General features: G+C 66.5%; 13 protein-coding genes and 1 pseudogene. 5 read left to right on the top strand and 9 right to left on the bottom strand.

The window, feature by feature from the left end:
• Nucleotides 1–234: 234 nt before the first annotated feature.
• The 4 genes from ASN89_RS00205 (at nucleotide 235) to ASN89_RS00190 (ending at nucleotide 3,544) form a co-directional block, all read left to right on the top strand.
• Nucleotides 235–1,128: a LysR family transcriptional regulator gene (locus tag ASN89_RS00205; protein ID WP_058047853.1), complete on the top strand. Its 894-nt coding sequence runs from the start codon at nucleotides 235–237 to the stop codon at nucleotides 1,126–1,128.
• Nucleotides 1,129–1,278: 150 nt separating this feature from the next.
• Entirely contained in the window at nucleotides 1,279–2,076 is a 798-nt protein-coding gene (locus ASN89_RS00200) for an HDOD domain-containing protein (protein WP_161911723.1), read from the top strand.
• 92 nt (nucleotides 2,077–2,168) lie between these two features.
• Nucleotides 2,169–2,600 (top strand): hypothetical protein, encoded by a 432-nt coding sequence (locus ASN89_RS00195; protein ID WP_058047852.1) that lies wholly within the window; start codon nucleotides 2,169–2,171, stop codon nucleotides 2,598–2,600.
• Complete coding sequence (locus ASN89_RS00190) at nucleotides 2,597–3,544, top strand: DUF2145 domain-containing protein (RefSeq protein ID WP_414842495.1); 948 nt, start codon at nucleotides 2,597–2,599, stop codon at nucleotides 3,542–3,544. The genes ASN89_RS00195 and ASN89_RS00190 overlap by 4 nt, the downstream gene beginning before the upstream one ends.
• Before the next feature lie 9 nt (nucleotides 3,545–3,553).
• Here ASN89_RS00190 and ASN89_RS00185 read toward each other — a convergent pair whose 3' ends face one another.
• The 8 genes and pseudogenes from ASN89_RS00185 to ASN89_RS00155 form a co-directional block, all read right to left on the bottom strand.
• Nucleotides 3,554–4,855, bottom strand: a complete 1,302-nt coding sequence (locus tag ASN89_RS00185) for a nucleotide disphospho-sugar-binding domain-containing protein (RefSeq protein ID WP_058047851.1) — start codon at nucleotides 4,853–4,855, stop codon at nucleotides 3,554–3,556.
• Entirely contained in the window at nucleotides 4,839–5,447 is a 609-nt protein-coding gene (locus tag ASN89_RS29365) for a flavin reductase family protein (RefSeq protein ID WP_235501815.1), read from the bottom strand. Before ASN89_RS29365 ends, ASN89_RS00185 begins: the two co-directional genes overlap by 17 nt.
• 21 nt (nucleotides 5,448–5,468) lie before the next feature.
• Nucleotides 5,469–5,873, bottom strand: a pseudogene (locus ASN89_RS29360) (GNAT family N-acetyltransferase); the annotation flags it as partial.
• A 47-nt stretch (nucleotides 5,874–5,920) separates the two neighbouring features.
• Nucleotides 5,921–6,550: an NAD-dependent dehydratase gene (locus tag ASN89_RS00175; RefSeq protein ID WP_058047850.1), complete on the bottom strand. Its 630-nt coding sequence runs from the start codon at nucleotides 6,548–6,550 to the stop codon at nucleotides 5,921–5,923.
• 39 nt (nucleotides 6,551–6,589) lie between these two features.
• Nucleotides 6,590–6,973, bottom strand: a complete 384-nt coding sequence (locus ASN89_RS00170; protein WP_058047849.1) for a nuclear transport factor 2 family protein — start codon at nucleotides 6,971–6,973, stop codon at nucleotides 6,590–6,592.
• 30 nt (nucleotides 6,974–7,003) lie between these two features.
• On the bottom strand, nucleotides 7,004–8,104 hold the full coding sequence (locus ASN89_RS00165; RefSeq protein ID WP_058047848.1) for an alkene reductase: 1,101 nt from the start codon (nucleotides 8,102–8,104) through the stop codon (nucleotides 7,004–7,006).
• Nucleotides 8,105–8,176: 72 nt separating this feature from the next.
• Nucleotides 8,177–8,761, bottom strand: a complete 585-nt coding sequence (locus ASN89_RS00160; RefSeq protein ID WP_200968927.1) for a TetR/AcrR family transcriptional regulator — start codon at nucleotides 8,759–8,761, stop codon at nucleotides 8,177–8,179.
• 59 nt (nucleotides 8,762–8,820) lie between these two features.
• Nucleotides 8,821–10,101, bottom strand: coding sequence for an arsenic transporter (locus ASN89_RS00155; RefSeq protein ID WP_058047846.1), 1,281 nt, complete (start codon nucleotides 10,099–10,101; stop codon nucleotides 8,821–8,823).
• 198 nt (nucleotides 10,102–10,299) lie between these two features.
• On the opposite strand from ASN89_RS00155, the gene ASN89_RS00150 reads away from it, so the two are divergent.
• Complete coding sequence (locus ASN89_RS00150) at nucleotides 10,300–11,781, top strand: phage tail sheath family protein (protein WP_058047854.1); 1,482 nt, start codon at nucleotides 10,300–10,302, stop codon at nucleotides 11,779–11,781.
• 33 nt (nucleotides 11,782–11,814) lie between these two features.
• Here the strand turns inward: ASN89_RS00150 and ASN89_RS00145 are convergent.
• The coding region (locus tag ASN89_RS00145; protein WP_058047845.1) for a DUF4394 domain-containing protein at nucleotides 11,815–13,390 on the bottom strand (1,576 nt) is incomplete at its 5' end.

Raw genomic sequence — 13,390 nt, 5'->3', positions numbered from 1 at the left:
GAAGGGGGGGCCGAACAGGCGCCGCGGTCCCGCCACAGGGACGAGGCCGGGCACGCTGCCGGGCAAACCGAAATAGTCGAGCGCGTCCGACACTTCCGCGCTGCTCAGGCCGCGGGCCTGCGTGAATACACTGTCTTCCATGAAACGTCTCCAGATCTTGTTGTCGTGAAGCCCAGTTTCATATAAAGTATTTTCAATATCAAACATCGATTATTGACTCTTGGATCAATAAAAATGAATCTAAGACAGTTGCGGTATTTTTGCGAGGTGGTGGAAGCGGGCAGCGCCGCGCACGCGGCCGAGCGCCTGCACGTGGCGCCCACGGCCATCAGCATGCAGCTGGGGCAGCTGGAAGCCCACCTGGGCGGCGAACTGTTCGACCGTGCACGCCGGCCCATGGAGCCGACCTCGCTGGGCCGGTTTTTCTATCCGCGCGCCAAGGAGCTGCTGCTGCAGGCGGCGCGGCTGGACGACGAGGCCAAGGGCCTGGCGACGGGCAGCCACGGCTGGCTCGGCATCGCCTTTACCCGCTCGGCCACGTTTTCCGTGCTGCCGCAGGCCATCCGCCAGTTTCGCGCCGCCTATCCGCAGGTACAGCTGGACCTGGTCGAGGCGCTGTCCGAATACCAGCCGGCGCAGCTGCGCCAGGGCCGCATCGATATCGGCCTGTCGCGCTTCATCGGCCCCTGCGAAGCGCCGCCCGACCTGTGCCACGCGGTCACCCTGGACGACCCGCTGGTGGCCGCCCTGCCCCTGCACCATCCATTGGCGGGACGCACGTCGCTGCGCGCGGCCGAGCTGGCGGACATTCCCTTCATCCTGTATCCGAAAGACCCGATCAGCCCGTTCGGCCAGCAGATCGTCGCCGCGCTGAAGGCGGCGGGCGCCGAGCCGGCCGTCGCGTATTCCGCCGTGGAAATCTACACGGCCCTGTCGCTGGTGGGCGCCGGCCTGGGCGCCACCCTGGTGGCCCGTTCCATCGCGGAAAACAACCGCACCGACGTGGTCTTCCTGCCCGTGGACGACATCGCCACGAGCACCACCGTGGTAGCCGTCACGCGGGCCGATGAAAAAAGCCGCCTGGTGGCGGCTTTCCTGGAGATTCTGGCGCAGGGCGCAGGACGCTGACGGCGCCTCAGAGATCAAGGTGTTGCGTCCGTGTTCCAGCCAAAGGCTGGCGGACGCCATACGGACCGGATTGCCTGATACTATGGGACATTGCTACTTCCCGCTCCCCTATCCATGCACGTCAACACGCTCAGCAGCCTTGCGCAACTTTTGGCCAGCGCCGAAACGGAAACCCTGGCCTTTCCCACCAGCATCAATACAGCCCTGCTCCTGCAAAAGGAACTGGCCAACCCCGATTGCCACTCGGCCGACATCAGCCGGCTGCTGCTGTGCGAACCGACCTTGTCGGCGCGCGCGGTGGCGCTGGCCAATTCGGCCATGTTCGCGGCAGGCCAGGCGCCCGCCATCACCAGCGTGCGCGCCGCCGTCGAGCGGCTGGGCCACCGCAACCTGTATGCGCTGGCGACGGCGGCCGTCATCCGCCAGCTGAACGCGGGCATCCGCGACGAAGCCTTGCGCGCCCGCGCCACCCAGCTGTGGGCACACACCGTGCACGTGGCGGCGCTGGCGCATGGATTGGCGGGCGCCGTCACGCAGACGGACGCCGATACGGCGCTGTTCGCCGGCATCGTGCATGAAGTGGCGGGCTTTTATCTGCTGGCCCAGGCAGACAAGACCCCGGGCCTGTACGACCACCTGGAAACGCAGATGGCCTCCACTCTGGAAGTGATCGGCCGCGCGCTGATGCGCCAGCTGGGCGTGCCGCAGCCGGTGGCCGATGCCGTCAATACCTTGCCTGGCTCGACCATCATGCTGCCGCCCGAGGGCTTGCGCGACACCCTGCTGCTGGCCAAGGCGCTGGCGCCCGTTGCCTCGCCGCTGCCGCAGGCCGGCATCACCATCAGCGCGCCGCTGCAGCACTACTTGGAACACGATCCCGTGCTGCAGGCGCTGCGCACGCAGCCGTCAGCCGAAGCGAAGGCCCTGATCGAGGTACTGCTCAGCTGATGGCCGATCTGCTATGATGGCGCGGGCCGGGACGAACCCGGTCCGCTTTCATTGATGTCCACTGGAAAACTGCCTTGACTACCTCCTTACGCATGCTCGGCCTGGCCGCAGCTCTGACCATGGCGTGCAACGCCAACGCCGACAGCTTCGTTTCCTCGGCCTCCAGCGCCGGCTCCCAGTCGAGCGGCAGCATTTCCGATTCGCTCAACGGTTCGAGCAACAGCTCCTCGCGCGACAACAAGGTGGCCAATGGCCCCTACCGCATCATCGACGTGGCCGCCGTGCCGGGCCGCGACGGCATGACGCGCCTGACCATGCAGGCCGACGCCACGGCAACGCCGCTGGTGCTGGACTTGCCGCAAGCGGCGCTCGACAAGCAGCACCTGGCGCAGGGCGACGTGGTGCATGCGCAAAACCGCGCCTACGGCATCGAATTTTCGCGCAACGACACGCGCGCCGCCTTCTTCCTCGTGCTGGCCGATGACTGGTACGGCGAAATGGCCACGCGTCCCGTCAGCCTTTGATTCGTTTTCTCCCGCGAAGCCCGGCGCTGCTGCTGGGCGTTTGCGCCCTCTTCAGCGCCGGCGCCGCGCAGGCAGGCACTTCGCTCGCCTCCTCGCGCTTTTGCGACCGCGCGCAGGAACTCACGGCCACGGAACAGGATCGCCTGTTGCGCTTTGCCGCCGTCGTGCGCGAGGAACTGGCCGCCAGCGAAGGCAGCGTGGCCCTGATCAGCCGCTCCGGCCTGGACCTGGCCCGCTTCGGCATCCGCTATTCGCACGCCGCGCTGGCCTGGCGCCACGACAACGACAGCGGCTGGTCCGCGCGCCAGCTGTACTACGCCTGCGATGAAGGGCGCCCGCGCATCTTCGACCAGGGCACGGCCGGTTTCGCCATGGGCACGAACAATCCATCGCTCGGCTATATCTCGCTCGTGAAACTGCCGGCGGAAACCGTGCCGCCCCTGCGCCGCGGGCTGCTCGACCCCGTGCGCGTGCAGCAATTGCTGGCGGGCCGCTACAGCGCCAACGCATACGCCTATAGCCTGAAATACCAGAATTGCAATCAGTGGGTAGCGGAAATGCTGGCCGCCGCCTGGGGCGAACTGGCCGCAGGCGGCGACTTGCGTGCGCGCGCCCAGGACTGGCTGCGCGCCGCGCCCTATGCGCCCGCCCCCGTCGACGTGGGTGCGCGCTGGCTGATGCTCGGTTCCATCTTCGTACCGCTCGTGCACATGGACGACCACCCGCCGGAAGCCATCGGCACGATGCAGCTGGCAGTGAGCCTGCCGGCCAGCCTGGAAGCGTTCGCGCGCCAGCGCCTGCCCGCCAGCGAGCGCGTGGAAATCTGCCACGACGGCAAGCAGGTGGTGGTGCACCGGGGCTGGGATGCGATCGCCGACGGCTGCGTGCCCGGCGCGAACGACCGGGTCATCGCCCTCGACGATACGCCGCACAGCACTCCCTGACGCCAGTCCCTAAGCAGCTGCCAGCGCCGCTTCGACCTGGTCAAGCAGGCGCGCTGGTTCCACTCCCTGCCCCATCCGGCGGGCCACGTCGCCGCACGCCAGTGCGACCTCGGGCGCAGCCAGCAGGCGCGCCAGCTGCCGCCGCATGCGCCGTGCCGACAGCCGTTTGGCCAGCAAGACATCCCCTACACCGAGCCGTTTGACCCGCCAGCCGTTATCGAACTGGTCATACGCGAACGGCACGACCAGCTGCGGAATGCCCGCGCGAAAAGCGTCCGCGCTGGTGCCGATGCCGCCGTGGTGCACCACGGCCGCCACGCGCGGCAACAGGGCCGCAAACGGCGCGTGCGCCTGCCACAGGACGCTGGCCGGCAAATGCTGCGGCACTTGCGCCGCATGCGGTGTAATGAACAGGCCGCGCCGCCCCAGCCGCCGCAAGACGTCCAGGGCGATGCTGAAATAGCGCTGCGCGTGCTGGTGGCCGGTACCGGGCGTAAACACGATGGGCGGCTCGCCCTCGTCCAGAAAACGTTCGAGCTCCGGCGGCAGCGCCGCGGCGCCATGCGTGGCGGCGCCCGTGAAACCGGCTTGCACGAAATGCGGCGGCCAGTCCGCCTGCGGGGCGGCGAACCACGCGGGAAACAGCCCCAGCGAGGCATCCGGCGCGGCCAGCATGTGCGCAAAAAAATGCGACTCCGGCGGCAAGCCGTGCTGCGTACGCGCGCCATTCAGGCCGGGCAGCATCAGCGGGTCGATCATCGTGCGGTGGATTATCCGCCACAGGGCCTGGCGCCAGGCCAGCGGCACCCAAGCGGGAATGCGCAGGGAACCCGTGGTCAGCAAGTCATGGCTGCTGCACACATTCGATGGCGCCAGATACGCCGCGACGATGCGCAGGTCCGGGCGTACCGACCTGGCCAAGGCCGCCATCGGCACGAGGATGGGATGGCACAGCACCACGCACGCCTCGCCGACCGGCAAGCCTTGCACGACGTCGCGCACGGCGCCCAGGTGCGGCACGAGGCCTTTCCATACCACGCCCCAGCCCTTGCGCTCATCCCACAGGCCGGGATCGTCCAGCATGGCCTGGCCCTCTTGCGCGCTGCCGAAGGTGTGATAGGGCAGACTTGACGCCCGCGCGGCCGCTTCCTGCCAGCCCGGCACCAGCAGCAGCACGCGCCGGCCCCGTTGCTGCAAGCCCTGCGCCAGCGCGATAAACGGTTGCATGTCGCCGCCCGTACCGCTGCTGGCCACGATGACGAGCTGCGTGGCGGCGGCCTGGCCCGCCAACAGGTCAGCTTGGAGCAGCATCGAGCGCTTCGCCGATCGCATAGAATCGCCCGCCGGCGATGTAGTGCAGGCTGCGCCACGATGGATCGGCGTCTTCGAAATGCCAGTGCCCGTCGCGGAACACGCGCGTGTCGGCCCAGGCGCCCACCACTTCGCCGATGAAGAGGTCATACGCGGCCTGGTTGTGCGGCTCGGGGATCAAACGGCATGCCAGCCACGCGGAACAGCCGGCCACGAACGGCAAATCAAAGCCGTCCATGTGCAACAGCCGCACGCCGGCGCGCGCCAGTTTGTCGGGCTGCGCATCGAGGCTGTGCGTGCCGACGGCGTGGGTTAGCTGCAACTGCGCCGCCGTCGGCACCTGGATGACGAACGTGCCGCTGCCTTCGACCAGCGCGCGCGTGCGCGTTGCCTTGTCCAGTACCACGGTCAGTTTCGGCGGAGAGAAATCGAGGGCGCAGGCCCAGGCAGCGGCCATCACATTCTCGATGCCGTCATGGCGGGCCGAGACGAGGATGGATGGGCCGTGATTGAGCAGCCGATACGCTTTTTCCAGCGGCACGGCGACGATGTGGCCGTGCGCATCGCCCCCGCTTTTCAGCAGCAGAAGCATATCCCACTGGTCGATGCCAGGCCCGAAGCCGTCCGGCGTCACCTTGACTGTCTCAAAGCCGAAGCGCGCATAAAAGGCCTGCGTGTGCTGGCTGGTGTTCATGCTCACCCTGGCCACGCCCGGCACGGCGCGGATGGCGTCCAGGCGCGCCTGCGTCAACGCGCGGCCCAGTCCCTGGCCGTGCAGATCCTGCGCCACCATGCCCCAGCACAGGCTGGCGACCGTACCGCCCGCATCGAGCGCATGGCCGCCGCAGGCGACGATGACCCCATCGCGTTCGATGACCAGGTACGGATGTGTCGAATTTTCCAGCCAGGCGGCAAAGCCCGCGCGCTCGGACGGGTCGAAAAAACGCGGCGTATTGCCGTCGAAAAGGGCCAGGCAGGCGTCGCGGTCGCCGGCCTGGTAAGGACGCACAGTTTGCATTTTTTGTACTCAAAAAAACATGAATGGCAATTATAAGGGGCGCGCGGTCAAGCCAGCTGCTCCGGGCCGACGACGTGCACGCCCGGCGCGCCAGCCAGCGCCGCTTCCAGCAAGGCGCTGGCGATGCGCGGCGCGGGATTAATGCGCCAGCGGCGCGGCAGCACGGGGCCCAGCATGCGCAGGATGCGCAATGCGGCGCCCTCGCCCGCCCGCGCCTCATCGCGTGCGCCGCCGATCAGGCCCGGCCGCACGTGGGTCAGCGATCTAAAACCCAGCGCTTCCAGGTCGCGTTCCAAGTCTCCCTTGACCCGGTTGTAGAAAAAGCGCGTGGCCGCGTTGGCGCCGGCGGCGGAATTGAGCGCATACGTGCGCGTGCCGGCCGCCAGCGCCAGCCGCGCCGCAGCCAGCGGATAGTCATGGTCGACTCTGCGGAACGCCTGCCGCGTGCCCGCCACCTTCATGGTCGTGCCCAGGGTGCAGATGACGGCGTCCGCCTGCCACCAAGGGGCGTCCAACGGCAAGCGGTCGAAGTCGACGAGCGGCGCATCGAGCTTGGGATGCGCCGGCAAGGGCTTGCGCACGGGCGCGACGATGGCCGTGACGCGCAGGTCACTCAGCGCCAGGCGCAGCACTTCTCGGCCCACCAGGCCCGTGGCGCCTATCAGTATCAACTTCATTCCTTCTCCCGCATGCACTGGACGCCACACGATACAGCATCAGGCGCCCGCGTGCGTGTGATAGATCTTGTTCACGATGGTCCACTCGCCCTGCACCTTGAGCAGATTGAAAAAATCGGTGAAGCGGAAGCCCGAGATGTCGTCCGTATCGACGCGCGCACTGGCCGCCGTGCCCACGATATCGATCCGCGCGATGGCCGCCTTTGCCTGCGGCGATGGACGGAAGGCGCTGTCGATGATTTCGAACAGGCCTTCGATGGGCCCGCCCGTCAGCTTGTCTTCGCCGTCGATGCCGAAAATGGTGGCCTCGCCGCTGAAGGCCGGGCGCATGATGCTGCTGTCTGCCTGCGCCCCGCCCGCATTGTATTGATTCAGTACGGCGACGATGGCCTGGTAATCCTGCACATAAGTGGTGGTGTTCATGTTGCGCTCCTTGGTTGGGTGAAAAAAAAATCAGGACTGGCTGGCTGGCCAATCGGTGTAGCCGACGGCGCCGCCCCCGTAATACGCCGCGCGCGGCGCCACGGCCAGCGCCACGCCATGGCGCAGGCGGGCCACGAGGTCCGGGTTGGCGATGAAGGGACGGCCGAAGGCCACCGCATCGACCTTGCCGGTGGCGCGGCGCGCCTGCGCCAGCGGCAAGTCGTAATGGTTGTTGCCGATGTAGGGGCCGGTGAACAGCGCCCGCAACGCATCGAGGTCGACGCCATCGGGCACGTCGCGCGAGGTGGCCGTGGCGCCTTCGACGAAGTGCAGGTACGCCAATCCATGGCGGTTCAGTTGCTCGATCAGGTAGCCGTAGGTGGCCATCACGTCACTGTCGACGGGCGTGTTGCCCGCGTCGGGCGTGACGGGAGACAAACGGATGCCCACCCTTGCTGCACCCCACACTTTCACCACGGCTTGCGTCACTTCCAGGGTCAGCCGCGCGCGGTTTTGAATACTGCCGCCATACGCATCCGTGCGCCGGTTGGTGGAATCGCGCAGGAACTGGTCGAGCAGGTAGCTATTCGCCGAATGCACCTCGACGCCATCGAAACCGGCGCGCAGCGCACATGCGGCCGCATGTCCATACTGGGCGACGATGCCGTCGATTTCCCGCGTTTCCAGCGCGCGCGGCATGGAGACATCTTGCATGCCGCTGGCCGTGTAGGTGCTGCCCTCGGCCTGGATGGCGGAAGGCGCGACAGGCGCGGCCCCATCGGGCTGCAAGCTCGTATGCGAAAAGCGTCCCACATGCCACAGCTGGCAGACGATCTTGCCGCCCGCCGCATGCACGGCATCCGTGACCAGCTTCCAGCCAGCCACCTGCTCGTCCGTCCAGATGCCCGGTGTCAGGGCGTAGCCGCGCGCCTGCGGTGAGATATTCGTCGCCTCGCTGATGATCAGGCCGGCGCTGGCCCGCTGGGCGTAATACTCGGCGTGCAAGGCGTTCGGCACGCCATCGTCGCCCATGCGGCTGCGCGTGAGCGGCGCCATGACGATGCGGTTGGCCAGGGCCAGCGCGCCAAGGTCGACTGGAGAAAATAAATCGCTTTCATGCTGTTCGCTCATCGTATTGCTTTCATATTGTGCGAGAGATCAAAATAACTGACCGGTCGTCTAGTTAATGATTAAAAAAAACGGCTACGCCAGCAGCCGTTGCGTGGTCGACATGGCGGCGTCGAACGGTCCGCCGTTCCTGGCCACCTTGACCATCAGCGAAGCGCCCAGCCACAGCTGGTACAGCGATTCGGCCAGCACGCGGGCCGGCGTCGCCGCCGTCACGGAACCGTCGAGGTGGCCCGCTTCGATGCACTGCGTCAGGCGTTCCAGGATGGCGCCCGTGCCCTGCCGCAGCACGGCGCCCATGTCCACGGACAAGTCGCACACTTCGGCGCCCAGCTTGACCACCAGGCATTTGCCTTCCGGCGCGCTGCCGGCCTGGGTCGCGCTCCAGTAGTCAAAATACGCGAGCAGGCGCTCGCGGGCGGTGCCCGGGCCGGCCAGCAAGGCGTCGACCGTCTGCAAATAGGTGGTGAAATAATCGTCGAGCAAGGCTTGGCCAAACTCTTCCTTCGACTTGAAGTAATAGTAGAACGAGCCTTTCGGCACGCCGGCCGCAGCCACCAGTTCGGCCAGGCCCACGGCCGTATAGCCCTTCTCGGCCATCAGGGCCTTGGCGATGTCGATCAGGTGCTGGCGCATGTCGGCGGAAGATTTTTTGCTCATGCGGCCAGTATAACAAGAAATCTGACCGGTCGTCTAGTAAACTGTCCCCTACTCCGCCATCACCCCAGGCGCAGCGCCAGCGCGGCCAGGGTCACGAGCAGCACGGGCACGGTCAGCACGATGCCGACGCGGAAATAGTAGCCCCAGGAAATGTGGATATTCTTGCTGTCGAGCACGTGCAGCCACAGCAAGGTGGCCAGGCTGCCGATGGGCGTGATCTTCGGTCCCAGGTCGCTGCCAATGACGTTCGCGTAGATCATCGCTTCGCGCACGGCCCCCTGCGCCGTCGTCGGGTCGATGGCCAGCGCGCCCACGAGCACCGTCGGCAGGTTGTTCATCACGGACGACAACAAGGCCGTCAGCACGCCCGTGCCCATTGCCGCGCCCCACACGCCGTACTGGGCGAAGTGGTTCAGCATGCCAGTCAGGTACGCCGTCAGGCCCGCATTGCGCAAGCCGTACACGACCAGGTACATGCCCAGAGAAAAGACGACGATCTGCCACGGCGCATGGCGCAGCACGTGGCGCGTGGAAATCACGTGGCCCCTGCCGGCCACCACCAGCAGCAGCGCGGCGCCCACGGCCGCGATCAGGCTGATGGGCACGCCCAAGTGCTCCTGCGAGAAAAAGCCCGCCAGCAGCAGCGCCAGCACCAGCCAGCCGGCGCGGAAGGTACCCAGGTCGCGGATGGCGGCGTCCGGGCGTTTCAGCTGTGCGACTTCGTAGTCGCGGGGGATATCCTTGCGGAAAAAGAGCAGCAAGGCGGCCAGGGTCGCCAGCACGGCGACGACGTTGACGGGCACCATCACGGACGCGTACTCGGCAAAGCCGATCTTGAAGAAATCGGCCGAGACGATATTGACCAGGTTCGACACCACGAGCGGCAAGCTGGCCGTGTCGGCAATAAAACCGGCCGCCATCACGTAGGCCAGGGTGGCCCTGGCGGAAAATTTCAGCGCACGCAACATGGCGATGACGATGGGCGTCAGGATCAGCGCGGCGCCGTCATTGGCGAACACGGCCGAGACGAGCGCGCCCAGCAAGACCAGCAGCACGAACAATTTGCGTCCACTGCCCCCGCCCCAGCGCGCCACGTGCAGCGCGGCCCACTCGAAGAAGCCGGCCGCATCCAGCAGCAGGCTGATGATGATCACGGCAACAAACGTGCCGGTGGCGTTCCACACGATATGCCAGACGACGGGGATGTCGCCCCAATGGATGACGCCGGCCAGCAAGGCGACAAAAGCGCCGATGACGGCGCTCCAGCCTATGCCCAGGCCACGCGGCTGCCAGATGACGAGAATCAAGGTGGCGAGAAAGATGAGGAAAGCGGTGAGCATGGGCAGTCGTCCGGGGAAAAAGCGAGAATGATATTCAATATTTCAATACTACTGGAATTATCAAACAAATGTAAAGCAAGAAATGACCATTGCCGCCTGATCACTGGCTATACTGGGACGATGCGTGGGACGATGCTTGAGACGATGCATGGCCCGAGGCACGCCCCGCTCCCTCTGACCAACCAGGAAAGCATGCAAATGGCGCAATACAAAACTCCCGGCGTGTCTATCGTGGAAAAAAATGCGTTTCCCGATTCGGTCGTTGAAGTCGCGACGGCCGTGCCGGCCTTTGTCGGCTACACGGCCAGCGCCAGCCACGACGGCGAGTCACTGCGCAACCAGCCGTGGCGCATCGCTTCGATGACGGAATTTACAGCCTGCTTCGGCGGCGCGCCCATGCCAGGCTTCATGCTGGAGGCGGGCCACGCACCCGCGACGCCTGGCGGCGCGTCGTGCACGCTGCGCCAGGTCGCCGGCCACTTCCTGCTGTATCACAGCATGCAGCTCTTCTTCCAGAATGGCGGCGGCGCCTGCCATATCGTCTCCGTCGGCGATTATCATGACACGCCGGACATCGGCGCACTGCGCGCCGGCATCGATGCCCTGCTGCAGGAGCGGGAAGTCACGCTGCTGGCCGTGCCCGACGCCATGCTGCTGGCGTTGGACGACTGCCATGCGCTGCAACGTCACATGCTCATGCATTGTGGCCAGCAGATGCGCAACCGCTTCGCCATCCTCGACATCCACAATGGCGCGGCGCCTTTGACGGATGGGCCCGTGGCCGCTTTCCGGGAAGGCATCGGCAGCGACTCGCTGGCTTACGGGGCCGCCTACTATCCGTGGGTACAGGCCACGGTCGTTCCGCTGGACGAACTCAATTTCACCCACATCCGCACAAGTCACTGGGGCGCGCTGCAAGACCTGCTGCTGCAGGCGCTGGACGCCGGCGGGCAGCGGCAAGTGTCGGCCCTGTTCGAGCAAATGGCCATTGCGCATTCGTCAGAAAGCGCTCAAGCCAGCCGCATCGCGGCCATCGACCATGCACTGCGCGCCATGAGTCCCCTGTACCAGCAACTGCTGCTGGCCATGCACGGCCAACTCAATCTGCTGCCGCCAGGCGCCGCGATGGCCGGCCTGTACACCCTGACCGACAACACGCGCGGCGTGTGGAAGGCGCCGGCCAACGTGGGCATCGCTGCGGTCAGCGCGCCGGCCGTCAATATCACGCAAGATGAACAGGAAGGCTTGAACGTGCACGGCACGGGAAAGTCGGTCAACGCCATCCGCAGCTTCGCCGGTCAATGCACTTTGGTGTGGGGTGCGCGCACGCTCGACGGCAACAGCCTCGACTGGCGCTACATTAACATTCGCCGCACCATGATCATGCTCGAGCAGTCGCTGCGCCTGGCCATCCAGGCCTATGTGTTCGAGCCGAACGTGGCCAGCACCTGGGTCACCATCAGTAGCATGGCGAGCAACTTCCTGACCGGCATCTGGAAGCGCGGCGGCCTGGCCGGCGCCTCGCCGAGCGACGCCTTCCAGGTGGAAGTCGGCCTCGGAACAACGATGACGGCCGACGACCTTCTGGAAGGTATCTTGCGGGTCAACATCCTGGTCGCCATCAGCCGCCCGGCCGAATTCATCGAGCTCACATTCCAGCAGCAAATGCAGAAATCGTGATACACCGAGCGGCGCCTGGCTGGCCTACTTGACTTACTTGAGCGCGATGGCGATATCGACCAGCCCCACCGCCCCGCTGCCGATGAGGGACGCCGCCGGCGTGGCCGCGCCGCCGCTCAGCACGGCCGCGCCCGTCGCCAGGTCGATGCGGTACAGGGAGCTCGGTCCCGTGGCCGATGTGCGCAAGGCCGCCAGGGCCAGGCCGTTGGCGCCGCCCGCGATATCGAAACCGATGTCGCCCGCCACGGCCACGCCCAGCGCGCCCACATTCACCAGGGTGCCGTCGTTGGGCGGATTTTGCAGGGCGAGCGCCGCGCTGGCCGTGTCGATATCGAACAGCATGGTCGCCGTCGTACCGGCAAAGCTGTTGCTGTAGGCGGCCGCCGTGACGGTCGGCGCAGCCCCCGCGCGGTTGATGGCGCCGTCGGTGGTCGTGGCGCCCGTATCGACATTGATGCGCAGGCTTTGTCCCGTGTTGCCGATCACGCGCAGGCGGTCGGCGACGGGATTGAAATCGACGCCAAAGGCCGTGCCGGCGATGGCCGCGTACGGCGCGGTGGCGTCCGCCGCATCGGCGGCCAGCGTCGCCTTGACGGTGACGGCGCCCGTGGCAGGATCGATGGTGACGATGCGTCCCGCCGACGATATCCCGTACAGCAAGCCGTCTTTCGGACGGATGTCAAAGCCCAGCAGGCGCTCGCCCGCCGCCAGGCCTGTGACGGCCACGTTGGCGTCCAGCGTGTTCGGCGTGGCCGTCTTGAAGGTGACGATGCGGGCGTCGTCCGTCAAGCCGTAGGCGACGGGCGCGGCCGGCGCTTTCAAGGCGATGCCGCGCAATTCTTCCGTCACGCCGACGGCCGCCACCAGGGTCGCCGGTGCCGTGCTGGCCGCCAGGTTCAGGGTGTACAGGTTGCGCGCGCCGGCTACCGTCATGACGGCGTAGCCCGTATTCGTGCGCGCATCGATGTCGAAGCCGGCCACGCCGATGGCCGCCACGCCCAGCGGCACGGCGCCGGCCAGGGTCCCGTTGTTCGGCGGATTTTGCGTGTACAGCGTGGCGTTGGCCGCGTCGATGACAAATAAAGTGGTGCTGGCCGTGCCGGCAAAGCTGTTGCTGTAGGCCGCCGCCGTGATGGCCGTATTGGCGGCGCCGCCATTGATGGCGCCATCCGTGGTGGTGGCGCCCGTGTCGACATTGATACGCAGGCTCTGGCCCGTATTGCTGACGATGCGCAGGCGGTCGGCGACGGGGTTGAAATCGACGCCGAACTCCGTGCCGGCCAGCGCCGTGTAAGGCGCCGTCGTATCGCCCGCATCGGCCGCCAGGGTGGCTTTCACGGTGGCGGCGCCCGTCACGCCATTCAGGATGTAGATGCGCCCCGTGCTGCCGACGCCATACAGCTGGCCATCGGCGGGGCGGAAGTCGATGCCCAGCAGGTTTTCGCCGGCCTGCAGGCCCGTCACTGTCGCCGTGCTGCGGATGGTGGCCGGCGTGGCGCGGTCGAACGACAGCAACTTGTTGCTGGCGGTGAGCACGAAGACATCGCCAGCCACCACCACGGGCGGCGGTGGCGTGACGACGACATCGTCGTGGTCGCTGCCACCGCCG

The sequence above is a fragment of the Janthinobacterium sp. Ant5-2-1 genome, from assembly GCF_001445815.1.
GTDB classification, from domain to species: domain Bacteria; phylum Pseudomonadota; class Gammaproteobacteria; order Burkholderiales; family Burkholderiaceae_D; genus Janthinobacterium; species Janthinobacterium lividum_E.
This window is presented reverse-complemented; position numbering and strand designations above follow the sequence as displayed.